Annotated in this window: 16 protein-coding genes; 6 read left to right on the top strand and 10 right to left on the bottom strand. The window is 38.4% G+C overall.

Annotated features, from left to right (window positions below):
* Positions 1-95: 95 nt before the first annotated feature.
* Positions 96-512 carry a GNAT family N-acetyltransferase gene (locus DV942_RS21995; RefSeq protein ID WP_145861106.1) on the top strand — a complete coding sequence of 139 codons (417 nt, stop codon included), beginning with the start codon at positions 96-98 and terminating at the stop codon, positions 510-512.
* A gap of 248 nt (positions 513-760) precedes the next feature.
* Here the strand turns inward: DV942_RS21995 and DV942_RS21990 are convergent, their stop codons facing one another.
* Both DV942_RS21990 and DV942_RS21985 read right to left on the bottom strand, forming a co-directional pair.
* Positions 761-1402, bottom strand: coding sequence for an NAD(P)-dependent oxidoreductase (locus DV942_RS21990; RefSeq protein ID WP_145861104.1), 642 nt, complete (start codon positions 1400-1402; stop codon positions 761-763).
* Between the two features lie 392 nt (positions 1403-1794).
* Positions 1795-2265 (bottom strand): Lrp/AsnC family transcriptional regulator, encoded by a 471-nt coding sequence (locus DV942_RS21985; RefSeq protein ID WP_025142637.1) that lies wholly within the window; start codon positions 2263-2265, stop codon positions 1795-1797.
* 124 nt (positions 2266-2389) lie between these two features.
* On the opposite strand from DV942_RS21985, the gene DV942_RS21980 reads away from it, so the two are divergent.
* Positions 2390-3052 (top strand): metal-dependent transcriptional regulator, encoded by a 663-nt coding sequence (locus DV942_RS21980; RefSeq protein ID WP_145861102.1) that lies wholly within the window; start codon positions 2390-2392, stop codon positions 3050-3052.
* Positions 3039-4904: an Nramp family divalent metal transporter gene (locus tag DV942_RS21975; RefSeq protein WP_145861098.1), complete on the top strand. Its 1866-nt coding sequence runs from the start codon at positions 3039-3041 to the stop codon at positions 4902-4904. Before DV942_RS21980 ends, DV942_RS21975 begins: the two co-directional genes overlap by 14 nt.
* 65 nt (positions 4905-4969) lie before the next feature.
* Here DV942_RS21975 and DV942_RS21970 read toward each other — a convergent pair whose 3' ends face one another.
* Positions 4970-5449, bottom strand: coding sequence for a TlpA family protein disulfide reductase (locus DV942_RS21970; RefSeq protein WP_090980209.1), 480 nt, complete (start codon positions 5447-5449; stop codon positions 4970-4972).
* 829 nt (positions 5450-6278) lie between these two features.
* Between DV942_RS21970 and smpB the strand changes: the two genes are divergently transcribed.
* Positions 6279-6728, top strand: coding sequence for an SsrA-binding protein (gene smpB, locus DV942_RS21965; RefSeq protein ID WP_090980211.1), 450 nt, complete (start codon positions 6279-6281; stop codon positions 6726-6728).
* Between the two features lie 162 nt (positions 6729-6890).
* On the opposite strand, the gene DV942_RS21960 is transcribed toward smpB, so the two are convergent.
* From DV942_RS21960 to DV942_RS21950, 3 genes are all read right to left on the bottom strand, one after another.
* Positions 6891-7547 carry a protein-L-isoaspartate(D-aspartate) O-methyltransferase gene (locus DV942_RS21960; protein ID WP_090980213.1) on the bottom strand — a complete coding sequence of 219 codons (657 nt, stop codon included), beginning with the start codon at positions 7545-7547 and terminating at the stop codon, positions 6891-6893.
* A gap of 243 nt (positions 7548-7790) precedes the next feature.
* Positions 7791-10271: a replication restart helicase PriA gene (gene priA / locus DV942_RS21955; protein WP_090980215.1), complete on the bottom strand. Its 2481-nt coding sequence runs from the start codon at positions 10269-10271 to the stop codon at positions 7791-7793.
* Positions 10271-10657, bottom strand: a complete 387-nt coding sequence (locus DV942_RS21950) for a DUF423 domain-containing protein (protein ID WP_090980217.1) — start codon at positions 10655-10657, stop codon at positions 10271-10273. The genes priA and DV942_RS21950 overlap by 1 nt, the downstream gene beginning before the upstream one ends.
* Before the next feature lie 90 nt (positions 10658-10747).
* Between DV942_RS21950 and DV942_RS21945 the strand changes: the two genes are divergently transcribed.
* Together DV942_RS21945 and DV942_RS21940 are read left to right on the top strand one after the other, a co-directional pair.
* A complete protein-coding gene (locus tag DV942_RS21945) occupies positions 10748-12316 on the top strand; it encodes a hypothetical protein (protein WP_145861095.1) in 1569 nt (522 codons plus the stop codon).
* Between the two features lie 29 nt (positions 12317-12345).
* Positions 12346-13758 carry a DUF5723 family protein gene (locus tag DV942_RS21940; protein ID WP_145861093.1) on the top strand — a complete coding sequence of 471 codons (1413 nt, stop codon included), beginning with the start codon at positions 12346-12348 and terminating at the stop codon, positions 13756-13758.
* A 2-nt stretch (positions 13759-13760) separates the two neighbouring features.
* Here the strand turns inward: DV942_RS21940 and tsaB are convergent, their stop codons facing one another.
* The 4 genes from tsaB to rpmH form a co-directional block, all read right to left on the bottom strand.
* Positions 13761-14450 (bottom strand): tRNA (adenosine(37)-N6)-threonylcarbamoyltransferase complex dimerization subunit type 1 TsaB, encoded by a 690-nt coding sequence (gene tsaB / locus DV942_RS21935; RefSeq protein ID WP_145861091.1) that lies wholly within the window; start codon positions 14448-14450, stop codon positions 13761-13763.
* A gap of 306 nt (positions 14451-14756) precedes the next feature.
* Positions 14757-14987 (bottom strand): membrane protein insertion efficiency factor YidD, encoded by a 231-nt coding sequence (gene yidD, locus DV942_RS21930; RefSeq protein ID WP_145861089.1) that lies wholly within the window; start codon positions 14985-14987, stop codon positions 14757-14759.
* Positions 14971-15369, bottom strand: coding sequence for a ribonuclease P protein component (locus DV942_RS21925; RefSeq protein WP_145861087.1), 399 nt, complete (start codon positions 15367-15369; stop codon positions 14971-14973). The genes yidD and DV942_RS21925 overlap by 17 nt, the downstream gene beginning before the upstream one ends.
* A gap of 67 nt (positions 15370-15436) precedes the next feature.
* Complete coding sequence (gene rpmH / locus DV942_RS21920) at positions 15437-15595, bottom strand: 50S ribosomal protein L34 (protein WP_010601723.1); 159 nt, start codon at positions 15593-15595, stop codon at positions 15437-15439.
* Positions 15596-15823 lie beyond the last annotated feature (228 nt).

The following is a 15823-nucleotide window of genomic DNA, read 5'->3' as shown; positions in this document are numbered from 1 at the left end:
TTAGCGCATTTAAAAGGCTTTTTCAAATCATTAACCTTCTCAATAACTGATCAAAAACGATTTTTCGCGAGGCAAAAACTACTGACATAGCTGCGATGCAAATCGTCAGGCATACCGTAAAAGAGAATACTTTGTCTGATCCTGCTTTGGTTACTGACAAAGATTGCGAAGAATTTATTACGCAACGTGGTAAAGGTTGGGTTTGCGAAGTGGATGGAGAAGTAGTGGGTTTCTCTATTGTAGATTTAAAAGAACATAATATCTGGGCCTTATTTCTGCGTCCGGAGTTCGAAGGCAGGGGAATTGGCAAAAGATTGCACCGCTTGATGATGGATTGGTATTTTAATCAAACACAAGAATTGGTATGGCTAGGTACAGCGCCCAATACCCGTGCAGAAGAATTTTACACCAGGCAGGGCTGGAAAAAAGTGGGGATGGTAAATAAAGGGGAAGTAAAATTTGAAATGAGTGATGCGGATTGGAGAAAACATTGCCTAAATATTGACCAATAAGAAACTAAGGGTTCTCCTTGACAGACTTCAATGAAAAAGTCGTCCTCGACTGAAGCGCAGTCCCGAACGTTCGGGAGAGAGATCTATTACGTAAAAGACCCTGAAACAAGTTCAGGGTGACGGGCTGCAAAAGTAATCGTCTTTGCGAGAAGGCTTTTTCAGCCGACGAAACAATCTCTCCAGCAGGATCGCTACCATGAAAGATTGCTTCGTCGTGCCTCCTCGCAATGACGATAAAAGTTATAAACCTAACTATTCCAAATAAAAGGGGCCTGATTTATAAATGTTACTTCTGCTAACTGACCAATAATAAATCCCGCCACATTAGCTGCATTAATCTGATCGCCAACGCAATTCACCAGGCTTTTTCCTATCGCCGTTTTTTCATCGGTCTGAATAATCAGCGGCAAGCGAATTAAGGTCCAATCCAAATCACTTTCTTTCAGTAAATCATACTCTTTTTGCCTGTCAGCCGTTGAAATTGGATAATTATCGTACATCCATCGGGTAGCTAATTTGGTCTTTTCGTCTTTATCGTCAAAACGTGTATCTACATTAATGCCGGTAAGCACTAAATAACGATTAAGTTTAAGGGCTTTCATAGCTGTCAGGACGTTTCCTGTTGATTGGGTAAATATTGTTTTTTCACTTGCTGGTTGCCCCAACCCCAGCGCACTGATAACTACATCGCAACCTTGTATAAGTTTTTGCACAGTTTCCTGATCTTTAACGTCACCGGTTATCATTTCAAGCGAAGAATGATTGATCTGAAGTTTTTCCGGATTTCTGACCAGCACTTTTACCCTGAACTGCTGCGCCAAAAGCGCTTTTAAAATATAGCTACCAGCTTTACCTGTAGCACCAATTAAAGCAATTTTTAAATCTTGCATGATGTTCTCTTTATAAATTTTAGAAAATAATGTTTAGTCCCTGTTATCGGATGGATAAGGGAATTCAGAACAGCGTTCCGTTTGGGGAATATTTATAAAGAGATTTTAATGATACTAAAATACAAAAATTCTTATCCGAATCTGGGGAATTTAATTTTAAATCAATTCCCTGAAATAAGTTCCGGGTGACGAAGCAATAGAGCCGCCAAGCCGGAAACATATAAGGAATATACGTTAAATATAAGCTCCATATCTGACATGTCCTTATGTTTCTTATAGGGTAAAAAACGATAGCAAAAGTTTAACAGCTAAGCCCCTGAAACAAGGGCGACGCGCCCGACAGATACAGTGATTCTAAATGATAAAAGAAGAACCATAGCAGGTATTTAAGTCTAATATTCCAACGGAACAATAGGCTCTTTCTTCGTGGTAGACATGATCATCATTGTTTGGAAGGTTTTCACTACAGAAATCTTACTGATTTTATCCATAATTAAACGTTCGTAAGCTTTAATGTCTTTCACATAAACCTTTAACAAAAAGTCAGCCTGACCTGTAACATGGTGACATTCTGTGATCTCTTTGATTTGATTTACTTCATCTAAAAAGATCTGGATGGTATTGTTTTTATGAAAATCGAGTTGAATCTGGATAAAGGTTTTAATGCCCAAACCCAGTTTTTCTTCATCTACCAGTGCATGGTAACTTTTAATATATCCTGCCATTTCGAGCTTGCGGACACGCTCTAAGGTTGGTGCGGGTGATAGACCAATTTCCTGTGATAAAAGCAGATTGGTAATTCTTCCGTTCTCTTGAAGTATTCTTAAAATTTTAAAATCAATTTTATCTAATTCAGATGCCATATGGTGTTAAAGGTATTGCGAATACAAATAACCAAATTAAATTCTAAATTTTAACATAATTTATCATATATATTTTAAGAAATAATTTTTAGATTTACCTAAAAATAAAATTAGGCAAACATAAATGCAAAGCTATACCGAAGAGAACTACTTAAAGACCATTTATCATCTGGCAGAGAAAACCACAAATGTTCAAACCAATGCCATAGCAGAACAAATGCAAACCAAACCTGCATCGGTTACAGACATGATCAAAAAACTGGCAGAGAAGGGCCTGATTGATTATGTTAAATACCAGGGCGTTACCTTAACCGAAACAGGAAAAAACACAGCGATAGATATTGTACGTAAACATAGATTATGGGAAGTTTTTTTGGTTGATAAACTAAATTTTAAATGGGATGAGGTGCATGATGTGGCTGAAGAGTTGGAACATATCAAATCAGTTGAACTGATTGAAAGACTAGATGAGTTTTTAGGTTTTCCCAGAGCAGACCCCCATGGCGATCCGATCCCCGATAAAAACAGACGATTTGCCAAAACCCAGTTTATCAAACTTATTGAATTAAAAACAGGCGATTATGGCACCATTACCGGTGTGAGTCAGCACAGTTCTCCTTTTTTAAAACATTTGGAAAAATTAGGGCTTACCCTTGGCAAACAAATCCAGGTTAGCGATGTTACCGATTTCGACGGTTCGGTTGAGATCCGGATATCCGATAAACAAGTTAATATCAGTAGAGAAGTTGCAAAACATATTTTAATCAGCAGTAATGGCAAAAACTGAATCGCTAAGTGAAGTACATCAAAGCGTAAATACCGATAAAAGGAAAGGCTGGCGCAGAATTCTGGCCTTTATTGGTCCGGCTTATTTAATCAGTGTGGGTTACATGGATCCGGGGAACTGGGCGACAGATTTGGCAGGTGGAAGTAAATTCGGGTATCAGTTAATCTGGGTATTACTGATGTCAAACCTCATTGCGCTGCTTTTACAATCACTAAGTGCCCGTTTAGGTATAGTGAGGGGATTGGATTTGGCGCAGGCTTCTAAACAAGCTTATCCGCGTTGGGCCAATATTCCATTGTTTGCTTTGGCACAAACCGCAATTATTGCCTGCGATCTTGCCGAAATTATCGGCATGGCCATTGGTTTACAGCTACTTTTTGGCTTGCCGTTAATCTGGGGCATTAGCATTACGATTTTCGACACCATTTTATTGCTTTTTTTACTCAATAAGGGCATGAGAGCTATGGAAGGATTTATTGTTTCTATGGTTTTTATCGTCGGCATTTCTTTTCTGGTTGAAATGTTTATTGTTGAGCCGTCACTCAAAGAGGTAGCCAAAGGTTTTGAACCTTCTATTCTCAATGGCGATGCACTTTATATTGCCATCGGGATTATCGGCGCAACGGTAATGCCACATAACCTTTACCTTCACTCCTCTCTGGTACAAACCAGAAAAATTGAACGGAGCAACCAGGGAATTAAAGAAGCCTTAAAATTTAATCTTATTGATACCACCGTTGCATTAAATCTCGCTTTTTTTGTTAATGCGGCCATTTTGATCCTTGCCGCAGCTGCTTTTTACAAAAATGGCTTACATGAAGTGGCAGAAATTCAGGATGCGCATAAATTACTTTCAAATATTTTTGGGAGCGTAGCCCCCGCCCTGTTCGCTATTGCGCTTATCGCTGCCGGGCAGAGCTCTACAGTAACCGGAACTTTAGCCGGACAGATTATTATGGAGGGACACATCAACTTAAGGATCCAACCCTGGTTACGAAGGCTGATTACCCGATTACTGGCCATCATCCCAGCGTTTTTCACCATATTGCACTATGGCGACGATGCACTTGGCGGTTTGTTGGTGCTGAGCCAGGTGGTGTTAAGTTTGCAGCTGGGCTTTGCGATCATCCCTTTGATCCATTTTACATCAGATAAAAAACTGATGAAAGATTTCGCCATTAAACCGTGGGTAAAGGTTTTAGCCTGGACAAGTGCCATCGTGATCATCGCACTTAATGTGAAACTGGTTATTGAAGAGATAAGCGGTTGGACAAAAGAAGCCAATAACTGGTGGATTTACGCCATTGTAATACCTGCATTAATCCTCATTGTGTTACTTTTGCTCTATGTTTTCTTCCATCCTTTATTGGAACAGAAAAAAAATGCATCCAGAAAAATCGTGCCTCATGGAGATGCGCTGGATATCGGCAAAATTGATAAGATCACGTACAAAAAAATTGGAATTGCCGTTGATTTCTCTAAAAACGACCGAAACACGATTAGGCATGCTTTAATTCAAGGCGGCAAAGATGCACACTATTACCTTATACACATCGTAGAAACAGCTGCCGCACGCTATCTTGGTAAGGAAGTGATGGACCATGAAACGCAGAGTGATGCGGTTAACCTTGAGCGCTATAAAGCTAACCTGGAAAACCTTGGCTATGATGCTACACCATTTATTGGTTTTGGAAACACAGGAAAAGCCATAGCCGATATCAGTAACCGAAACGGGATGGAGCTCCTGGTGATGGGTGCACACGGACATAAAGGTTTAAAAGACCTTGTTTTTGGCACTACAGTAGATTCGGTGAGGCACAAAGTGAATATCCCGGTGTTGATTATCAGGTAGATTGTTGAGCGTTGAATTATAATCAAATCACAGCTATGACTGGCGTGTAGCTGTGATTGAAATGATTATTTACCCACTACCGTCAACATTTTTTTGATACCACCATCGCCAGATTGGTACATTAGCAATTTGCCGGCAGGCGAATATAAATACATCGCCGGGTATTGTTTAGGTAAAAATGTTGGAATAAATATCCTTTTTTTATCCTGCAACACCAACACATTTGGTTTTGTATTCAAGCCTTTGGCATACGAATTAAAAAACTGTGGAATGATATAAGCTTCATCCATTGTGATCATATAAATATTAACATCCTTGAATTTGGCATAATTCGCGTTCAGGTTTTTACTTTCCCGCTGACAGTGCTCACAGGTGCAATCAAACAATATAAAGAGGTTCTTTTTTCCTTGTTTAATATCGCTGTTTGAAAAAGGTTTCCCATCCAGTTTATAAAAGGTAAACTGCGGCAATAGCGCGGGTTGCTGTGCATTTACCTGAAAAGTTACGGCTAACAATAAGATTAAAAGTAAGTTCCTGAATTTCATTTTAGATATTTTAAGTTCAAACTTAAACCAATAAATACGAACATAACAATATATACCCTAGCTTTTACAAAGAGATGAATATTTTTTCCAGAAGAAGTCAAGTTTAAATATGCACTATGTGATAAAACCTGACTTCTCTTTAATGCAAGTATCATCATTAGAAAATGAATGTCAGTTTTTCATCGGTTCTTCAGCCCCGCCATCCGCTTTACTCCATTGCACTGCGTGTTCGCTCCTGTCGGGTTAAGGATAAGGGCTTGTAAGCTGACGAAAAGCCTGTTCCCCTTGCAAAAGCCTATGTTAAATAAACATGATTGCCGCGAAACCAAAAGCTTTTTCTGATTTTGCTGCGATAAAAAGTATGACTGAAGCTGCCAAAAGCACTGTCCTTACATTTCCCTAACTAAAACCCACTAATACAGAGATTAAGGTTAACTTACTTGCTTGGAGTCGTCACCCTGAACCGAGCGTTCGCGAGCTCACCGAAGGTAATTTATTTCAGGGCCCATCTACATAAAACTGCTGCCCACAAAGTAGCTAAAAGACAATTGAAAATATCACCTCTATTTGTAAATTAATTCAGCCTAACGATCGCATTAAGCCCGAAATAAATTAAAACTAAATTATCACACCAATTTTTAAGATATTTGCAGCTGTTAACCGCGAATTACATTAACGGCCTTCATTCCTGGACAGATCGTGATCAACTTTATTTCAGGAGCTCATAAAAGATACTGAAACAAATTGAGCATAGTGAGGCGCATTTGTAATTCAAACATTTTGTTTTACATACCGTTGTATATACTACAATAATACACTTATTAAAATTTTGAAAAACGATATCAACATCAAGAATAAAAGAGCATATTTTGATTATAATCTTTTAGATAAATACGTAGCCGGGATTGCACTTTTAGGAACAGAAATAAAAGCAATCAGACAAGGTAAGGCCAACATGACTGATGCATTTTGCATGTTCATTGGTGGGAATCTCTATGTGCGCAACCTCCATATTTCTGAATATAGCCACAGTTCTTTTTACCACCATGATATAAAACGTGACCGGGCATTACTCCTTCAAAAGAAAGAAATCAGAAAACTAAAGCTGAAAGGCGAAGAAAAAGGTTATACCATTGTTCCTTTACGCATTTTTATCAATGAAAGGGGTTTTGCCAAGATGGAAATTGCACTGGCCCAGGGTAAAAAAGAGTTCGACAAACGCGATAGCATTAAGGAAAGGGATAATAAGCGGGAGCTGGATAGAGCCATGAAAAGGTAGGCTAGTCTTCAGTCTGAAGTCTTGAGTTCTTAGTCTAATTGAATTTACACTAAGGACTTTCGAATACAAACTTAACGCTGGATAGCGCAATAATCTAGTCCCGGGTTAAGGTTTAAGTATAAATGACTACAGACTGCGGACTCTGGACTAAAGACTCGCCTTCTACCATGCCTGGTCTCCAACCAATGGTACAAATCTAAAAGTATCCAATACAATTTTGTCGTAATCTGTTTCGCTTACACGGATCACCGTAACCATTTTCTGGGTTTTCTCATCACCGACCGGGATCACCAGAATGCCACCAATTTTTAATTGTTTTAATAAAATTTCCGGAACCATTGGCGCACCAGCGGTAACGATTATTTTATCATATGGTGCATGGGCGGCAATTCCCTTGGAACCATCACCGCAATAAAATGTAGGCCTGTACCCCATCCCAGGTAAAACCTGAATGGTTCTGTTGTAAATATTCTCCTGTCTTTCGATGGTAAAAACGGTAGCGCCCAACTCCATTAAAATGCAGGTTTGATAGCCCGATCCTGTTCCGATTTCGAGCACTTTATCTCCTTTTTTAATGTGGAGCAATTCACTTTGGTAAGCAACCGTATAAGGCTGAGATATGGTTTGTCCATCGCCTATGGGGAAAGCAATATCTTTGTAGGCCTGGTTCCAAAACGTTTCATCAAAAAAGAAATGACGTGGAACTTTACCAATGGCCGCTAATACATTTTCATCTTCAATTCCACGGGACCTTAACAACTCAACCAGTTTTTTTCTAGCTCCACGTTCTCGGTAATTATCAACAAATTTATATGCCATGAGCTTCAAAATTAGCTTTTTTTAACGGTGATTCAAGGTTAAAATAAGAGAATGATTGAATTTGTGAATGGATTGGCTGAGTTTGAGAATGATACATTATCCACATAAAAAGGATTGAAGGAAAGATGGAGAGAAGGATAGAATGAGGGAATCATCGAATGACAGAATTACGGAATGATTGAATTGTAGAATGAGAGACTGAAAAACCATTCACTCATTCAAAACTCAATCATTCAATCATTTCTAGTACGGATCTACATCGATTTGCGTAAAAATCCCCTTAAATTCTTTAGTGGCATTAAACTGTGTAAGCGTTTCCCTTAACGCATCCTTAACTTTTTGAATGGCGGTGTGCTTATCGGCCTTAATAATAATCTGTTTGATATAGAGATTACGTACACGGCTTACGAGTGGTTGTTCCGGACCTAAAACACGCTTACCGAATTTTCCCTTTAAAATATTGGCCAGGGTAAGTGCGGCGTGATCAAGAACATGAGAATCTTTATGTTTGATATATAAAAAAATCATCCGTGAAAACGGCGGATAAAGGAATTTCTCGCGCTCCAGAATCTCATCATTATACATCCCCTCATAATCATTGTTCACTACCTGTTTGATAATCCGGTTTTCAGCGTCGTAAGTCTGGATACAAACATTGCCCTGATCGGCTCGTCTGCCTGCCCTACCCGCAACCTGTGCAAGCAGCTGGAAACTCCTTTCGTAGGCACGAAAATCGGGATAACCCAAAAGTGTATCGGCATTAATTACGCCAATCAGGTTCAGGTTGTCGAAATCCAGGCCTTTGGCCACCATCTGCGTACCGATTAAAATATCGGTTTTCTTTTCCTGGAAATCGTTTAAAATCTGCTGTAAACCATTTTTGGTCCTCGTACTGTCCATGTCTAACCGGGCAATCGTAACATCTGGATAAAGTAACCTGAGTTCTTCTTCAATCCGCTCGGTTCCAAACCCTTTTTGCTCTACATGTACCGATCCACAGGCCGGACAAATGTTTATACTGCTCTGCTGGTAACCACAGTAATGGCAATGCAGTTTACCACTGCTTTTATGATAGGTTAAACTTACATCGCAGTTCACGCATTTTGGGGTATAACCACAGGTAGCGCAGATTAAAATTGTAGCGTAGCCCCTCCTGTTCTGAAACAATACAATCTGCTCTTTTTTCGAAAGTGCCAGATCAATATCTTTGATCAATACGCTCGAAAAATACGAGCTCATTGTTTTTTTCTTCGTTTCTTCTGCAATGCTCACCACCTGTTGGTTAGGAAGCTGAACCCCGCCAAAGCGCTCTTTCATTTCTACAAGGCCGTATTTGCCCTGCAGGGCATTATAATAGCTCTCCAGAGACGGTGTAGCTGAGCCTAAAATAACCTTGGCATGATGCAGATAACCGAGATATATGGCCGCATCACGAGCCTGATAGCGGGGAGCCGGATCATACTGTTTGTAAGAAGGTTCGTGTTCTTCATCAACCACAATCAGTTTTAAATCTTCAAAAGGAAGAAAAACAGCCGAACGTGCACCAAGAATTACTTTATACGCACCTGTTCTTACCTTGTTCCAGATTTCTACCCTTTCGCTATTATTAAACTTAGAATGGTAAACCCCGATAGCATTGCCAAAATAACGTTTAATACGTTCTACAATCTGCGTGGTTAAGGCAATTTCGGGCAACAAAAACAGTACCTGTCCATCTGTATTCTGAATAATCTCTTCAATCAGTTTAATATAAACCTGCGTTTTTCCTGACGCGGTTACGCCATGCAGCAAAACAACTTCTTTTTCCTCAAAATGCCGGTTAATCTGCTCCAAGGCTTTTTGCTGACTCCCGTTCAGTTCAAAATTAACGCTAAACTCTTCATCATGGGAAGCCAAACGGCTAACCGGCCTTTTCATCACCACAAAAATATCTTTGTCTGTTAAAGCTTTTAATGCCGCCGGCCCACAACTGCTTTCTGCTAAAAGCTGCTCTTTAGCAATGGGCAAATTTGTTTTTCGCAATTTCAGGTAAGCCAATAAAGCGTCTAACTGTTTAGGTGCCTTTTCCAGAACATTAAAAAGCTGCTTCAGATTTTCTTCGTCATTATAAAAATCATTTAAAATAATAAACGATTTGAGCAATGGTTTATATTTCTGCACCACCTCTTCTGCCACCAGCACCAATTCCTTATCCAATAGCTGATTGATAATTGGATATACTGTTTTCTGTCCCAGCAGTTTAGAAACATCATTAACCGTAAGTTTCTGTTGCTGTTTAAGTGCATTAATAATGATTTCTTCTTTATCGGTAAGCACAGACGCTTCATTATAATCATCGCGAAGAACCAGGATGGTTTCACTGGCCAATTTTAAACTGGCCGGCAGGGCGGCCGACATGACATCCCCTTCGTTGCACATGTAATAATTAGTCATCCATGTCCAGAATTTAAGCTGCATCGGTGTAATTACAGGCTCGGCATCTACAACGTCAATAATGTATTTAGCCTCATAAACCGTAGGTGGCACTTTGCTGATTGCACTAATTAAAGCCGTATAAATTCGATGCTTTCCAAATTGTACCACTACACGTTTTCCAATGGCAATCTGATCATTTAAATCGAAAGGTACCCGATATGTATAGTTTTTCGCCAACGATAAAGGCAAAATAACTTCCACAAAAAGTGTTTCTCTTTCTGAAAAAATATCGTTTTCGAAAGTGTTCATTACTTATCTTTAAATGCTGCAAAAAAGAGCATTATCCATCCCAATACAAACAAAAGCCCACCAATTGGCGTTACCGGACCAATAAATTCTGTAAATCCTAAATGCGTTATGCTTCGGGTAGCCAATAAATATAACGACCCTGAAAAAAGAATAATCCCAAATGTAAAGCAGAAATAAGCAATATTAATAAGCTTGTTCCGATAACGGGCAAAAGTAGAAAGGTATAATAAAGCAAATGTATGATAAAACTGGTAGTCGACACCTTTTTGCCAGATTTCTAATGATGGTCCATCAATTAAAGCTTTTAGTCCATGGGCACCAAATGCCCCCAACAAAACGGCAACAGCACCAAAAAAAGAAGCAGTAAGGATTATTCGTTTATTCATAGTTATTTGCAAGTAGCAGTCGCTAAATTAATAAATTGGCAAAGAACTTCTCACTAATCAATGTAATAAATTAAATTTGTTGCTTAGCAGATGAAAAAAATCGTAATTCTAACAAGTGCATTATTTTTAGGTGTAGCCTTTATGGCATACCTCTATTTTTCGAAATTAGGGATTGATAATGATGCAAAAGACCTGGCACTCCAGTCAGCAACCAATAATGCAGCACTGGTATTTTCTTTTCGAAACGACAAGGGTTTCTACGATATTCTGGAAGGACAACAACTGATCCAGCAGGTTTTAGGCAAAGATAAAATGAGTCTCCTGAAACAGCTAAAAGCAAACATGATTGATGACAACCTACTTAACAGGTATCTGAAAGATCAGCAGGTTTATATTAGCTTGCTACCTGATTCCAATAAAACACTTAACTTCCTAATTACCTTACAGATTCAGCCAGAAAACGACATCAAAAAATTTCATGAGCAATTAAAATTAAAACGATTAATTACCGAAAATTCAAAGGAACTTTACACCGTTAAGATAAATGATAGCTTACAGGTTTATTTGGGCGTACACAATCAGGTATTAACCGTTTCAACTTCTTTAAAACTAATTAATGATGCCAATATCCGTTTAACTGAAAATCCTTTCACAGAATACATTAAAGAGAATAACCGCCAGATTAAAAACGTACTGGCTAACATTTATATTAATTTTAACCAGGCTCCCTTACTGCTAAAAAATATTATCGCGGGTAACATTAATGGAGAAATTGCCTTATTTAATCAACAGAACAGTTATGCTGTACTCAATTATAATTTTAGTAAGGAAAAAATTCTTTTTAACGGGAGTACCGAAATAAAAGATCAGCACAATTACCTTAAGCTATTTGAAAACACCGCTGCACAAAATACATCTATTCAAAATATCCTGCCCGATAATACCGCAAACTATGCATTATATGCTTATGATGATTATGGAAAATGGTTCAGGAAATTAAATGCCTGGCAGGAACAGACGAAAATACTTTCAAAAACAAATGCGGTAATCAAAGCAGTAAAGGAGAATTACAGAACAGATTTAAACTCCATATTTACTACGTATACCAAGAATCAGTTTATTCTTTTTCAATTAAGTACGGGCGAAAAACTAGGCGCGGTCTCATTATCGGATGGCGAAAAGACAAAACAGTTATTGTTTGACGTCAGCACGGATTATAACGAAGAAATCAAACTTTTTAAATCAACCGATATTTTATACAGTTATTTTGGTGAGCCCTTTAAAAAATTCGAGCGGCCTTATTATGTTATTATCGATAATAATTTGGTTGTGGCCAATAATGCAAGTACCATACAGTCATTTTTAAATAGCTATAAAAAGAACCGGCTTTTAATACAAACACCTCAATATTTAGCTGCCGCGAACGAGATTTCTACCACTTCTAATGTAAGTTATTACATCAATACCCAAAATTCGGCAGATATTTTCAGGCATAATATTCAACTGAGTTTCTACAGACACTTACGGGCCGACAGTGGTTTAAAAAATTTCGATACGTTTTGTTACCAGATGACTGCAGATAAAAACAAATTCATTACTAACTTGCTTATAAACAAATATATACAACCAAAAATACCAGATTCATTAAGTAACCGTTAATAAGGAAACCATCCCAATAAACCCTTTACATGAAGAAACTTTTACTTGCGTTACTGGCAATAGCCAGCTTCGGGATTGCAAATGCACAACAATATGCACTTTTTGGCACCAAAACCATGTTCGATGCATTTGAAAACCCATCTCAGAAATCTTTCACCCTGGATTCATCCAGAAAATTTTCTTCCAATTTCTTCTTACCTTATTTCGGAACGAATGCAGTTAACAAGGGAAGTTCTGAATTTGCCGTTAGAAAATTAGCTCAGGAAGGCGTTTTTGATACCAGAAGTTTACCCATTGGCACCGGCGAGGTTAATCATTTCTTTGAAAACAGTAATATCTATGTAGCAACATTCAGGCTTTTCAAATCTTATAAGTATCAGGAAGAAATGGGCTTTTCATGGCAGATCAGGTCTGATGCCCATATTGATTATACCAACGAAACTTTGGCCATTTTTGATTCCTTCGAACGGTTTGATAGCAACAAGCTATATACAGGAATTTTTGATACCAAAGGTTATCAGCAAAGTTACCATCAGCTTAGCTTTACCTACCGCGAAAACTGGAACAAAAGGCTTGCATTTGGTTTAAAAGCCAGTGTATTAAGTGGCATACTTTATAACAAGTTAAATATTTATGATTCTAAATTATACATTGATCCTGAGACGGACGCTTTGTTAATTGGTTTGAACGGGACCTACTCGGCCAACTTCTCCGATTTTAATGAAATAAATAAGAAAACCTTCTTTCCAAACTTTAAAAACCCAGGCTTATCATTTGGTTTTGGAACCAACTATACCACTAAAAAAGGTTTATTTTTAATGGCCAATATCAAAGACTTAGGATTTATCTGGTGGCGCAGCAATACCCAACGTACAACCATCGTTCAATCAAAAACTATTGAGAATATCGAAAACAACCAATCGAATACCAATCAGCAAATACAAGATATTTTCTTGCAGGCAGAGGAACCTAAAAAATTCCTGGCTCCAACAAATGCTAAATTTGATTTTTTTATGTCTAAACGTTATGGTTTTTACAAACCTGCTTTGGCCGTTTCAAAAAACCTGTTTTATAAAGGTGGTGATGTTGCATTCGTAAATACTTTTATCGTTAACGATTTTTCAGGGAGCGTAACACCTTTATACAATTTTAATGGTGTTTTTATGGTTGGGCTGCAAGGAAAATACCAGACGCCTAACTTTGAGTTGTTTATGGGTACGGATAATCTGGTTTCTACAGGTTACCAAACTTATGGCCTAATTAAAAAAAATGCCTATACGGGCAGGGGGCCTAACGGAGCCTCTTTTTATATGGGTGTAGGCATCAAATTCGGAAATGTAGTGAATCATCCCCAGTTTGCTGACATAATACCGGGTATTAATGATAAAAGTGATGGTGACGGTTTCTTCAAAAGCCTTTTTTCGATTTTTAAAAGAAAGTAGATTTATGCCTGCTGCTTTTTAGATTGTGTAATTACAAAATCTTTAAGGTAAAAAGGCTCAAAGTAGGCTACATCTTCAAAATCGCGGTTATCAAACGCCTCGTTAGCCAAACGCGACATATACGTAGCAGAATTGAAATTTCCCGCATCAAATTTTGCATTTTGATGTGTTAAAACGGCTGCGCATTTCGCTGCACCATCGCCTAAGAAGGTAATGACGTGATTGGAAAGAAAATTATTAAAACTCGTGTCATCAATAATTTTAGCTTCAGTGGGTATGGATACATTTAAAAACGGATCAAAAACTGTTGTATATACTTCCATCCTTCTGGCATCAATCATAGGACAGATTAATCCTGAATAAGCCGGATTTTGCGACAAAAAACCAGCGGCCATCATTTCCAATGTTTCAATTGCAATCAAAGGTTTATCCAGGGCATAACAAAGTCCTTTCGCGGTTGAAACACCAATACGCAGGCCTGTATAAGATCCAGGGCCTTTACTTACCGCAATGGCATCTAATTCTGGATAGCTTAAGCCTGCAGTTTTCACTACCTCATCAATAAACAGCGTCAAATTTGCTGCATGCAGGTTCTGCCCTTGCTCCTCTTTAAATGAAATTGTTTCACCATTAACAGATAACGCCACAGAGCATATTGCCGTAGCGGTTTCTATTTGAAGTATTTTAGCCATGGAACAAAGATAAATAAAAATGGAAGATGTAAGAGGAACTACGGAAAATGGGTCCTGAATAGTCCGCAGTTTTTGATTAATGGGTCAATTATTAGTTCGAAACGTACCTTCCTGAGCGGAGTCGAAATTGATGCCATTATGTTGTCATCCTGAACGCGATTAAAGGATCTTTATAAAATCGAAACTTGGCTAAATAGATTTCTCTCCTGAACGTTCGGGACTGCACTTCAGCCGAAAGGATGACCGCGATTAGGATTGGCGCCAGGAACCGAAAATAACTAATCAACCCATAACAAATAAACCACGCTATGGAACCGGGTCGTGCCCGTGTTTACCCCATGGATGACAACGGCCAATACGTTTTAATGCCAGCCAGCCACCTTTAAATGGACCGTGCTTTTTAATGGCTTCAATGCCATATTGAGAGCAGGTTGGTGTAAAACGGCAATTTGCACCCAACATAGGCGAAATGCCGTATTGATAAATTTTGATCAAACCTAAAAATAACCATCCAAAAATTTTATTGATGAATTTCATTGGGCTTAATTAAATTTTGGAAACGCTTAAAGGTAGCGATCAGTTTCTTCTCGATAAAAGCAAATTCATACTTGTCCTTTCCCACAAACTGGATGGAAAACAACAGCAATCCCCGGTCTGCAGGTAAAGAAATGTACAACTGATCCTGTTTATTTAGCCGATAAGCTTCGCGGATGCGACGCTTGAGCAGGTTACGATCAACGGCCCGCTTATATCTTCTTTTAGGTACATTAATTACCACCTGCGCTTGCACATCAGTAACAACGTCAACAAAAAGATAAGAAATCCGAAAAGGATATAATAAAAAAGAAGAACCGTTTTTAAACAACAGGTCTAAATATTTCCTGCTGCATAACCGTTCTTCTTTCCTGAATGTGTACATATATTTTTGATTGATAACTGCAGATATTGATCTGCCAATCCCGAATTAACGGAAAAGCAATCAAAAATTATGCTTTATGCTTGCGTTCGTCAGAAACTGTTAATCTTTTTCTTCCTTTAGCACGACGTGATGCTAATACTCGTCTGCCGTTAGCTGTTGCCATTCTTTCGCGGAAGCCGTGTTTATTTCTTCTCTTTCTTTGCGAAGGTTGGTATGTTCTTTTCATGACTGTATATTATCTATTGTAAAATTAAGAGGTGCAAATATAAAGCGATTTCTCTACAAATGCAAGAGTGACTAATTATTATTTTATATTTAATTGCAAAGCTAAAGAATCTTTTGAAAACAAGTGCGGTGAAAATACTTTTTGTGAGCTTCAGGAAAATGGCTGGTCCTATGCCATTGCGAGACGAAAGCACAACCAACCATAAATTTAGCTGTTGATGCTTGCCGG

The sequence above is a fragment of the Pedobacter suwonensis genome, assembly GCF_007833675.1.
Lineage (GTDB): Bacteria > Bacteroidota > Bacteroidia > Sphingobacteriales > Sphingobacteriaceae > Pedobacter > Pedobacter suwonensis.
Note: the sequence above shows the minus strand (reverse complement) of the source record. Positions and strands in the feature narration are given on the sequence as shown.

Excerpts from the sequence above, each read along its gene's own strand:
- yidD (WP_145861089.1), bottom strand. The coding sequence starts at position 14,987 with ATGAAATTCATCAATAAAATTTTTGGATGGTTATTTTTAGGTTTGATC.
- DV942_RS21990 (WP_145861104.1), bottom strand. The coding sequence starts at position 1,402 with ATGCAAGATTTAAAAATTGCTTTAATTGGTGCTACAGGTAAAGCTGGT.
- DV942_RS21985 (WP_025142637.1), bottom strand. The coding sequence starts at position 2,265 with ATGGCATCTGAATTAGATAAAATTGATTTTAAAATTTTAAGAATACTT.
- rpmH (WP_010601723.1), bottom strand. The coding sequence starts at position 15,595 with ATGAAAAGAACATACCAACCTTCGCAAAGAAAGAGAAGAAATAAACAC.
- DV942_RS21975 (WP_145861098.1), top strand. The coding sequence starts at position 3,039 with ATGGCAAAAACTGAATCGCTAAGTGAAGTACATCAAAGCGTAAATACC.
- DV942_RS21995 (WP_145861106.1), top strand. The coding sequence starts at position 96 with ATGCAAATCGTCAGGCATACCGTAAAAGAGAATACTTTGTCTGATCCT.
- DV942_RS21940 (WP_145861093.1), top strand. The coding sequence starts at position 12,346 with ATGAAGAAACTTTTACTTGCGTTACTGGCAATAGCCAGCTTCGGGATT.
- DV942_RS21970 (WP_090980209.1), bottom strand. The coding sequence starts at position 5,449 with ATGAAATTCAGGAACTTACTTTTAATCTTATTGTTAGCCGTAACTTTT.
- DV942_RS21945 (WP_145861095.1), top strand. The coding sequence starts at position 10,748 with ATGAAAAAAATCGTAATTCTAACAAGTGCATTATTTTTAGGTGTAGCC.
- DV942_RS21925 (WP_145861087.1), bottom strand. The coding sequence starts at position 15,369 with ATGTACACATTCAGGAAAGAAGAACGGTTATGCAGCAGGAAATATTTA.
- tsaB (WP_145861091.1), bottom strand. The coding sequence starts at position 14,450 with ATGGCTAAAATACTTCAAATAGAAACCGCTACGGCAATATGCTCTGTG.
- priA (WP_090980215.1), bottom strand. The coding sequence starts at position 10,271 with ATGAACACTTTCGAAAACGATATTTTTTCAGAAAGAGAAACACTTTTT.
- DV942_RS21980 (WP_145861102.1), top strand. The coding sequence starts at position 2,390 with ATGCAAAGCTATACCGAAGAGAACTACTTAAAGACCATTTATCATCTG.
- DV942_RS21950 (WP_090980217.1), bottom strand. The coding sequence starts at position 10,657 with ATGAATAAACGAATAATCCTTACTGCTTCTTTTTTTGGTGCTGTTGCC.
- DV942_RS21960 (WP_090980213.1), bottom strand. The coding sequence starts at position 7,547 with ATGGCATATAAATTTGTTGATAATTACCGAGAACGTGGAGCTAGAAAA.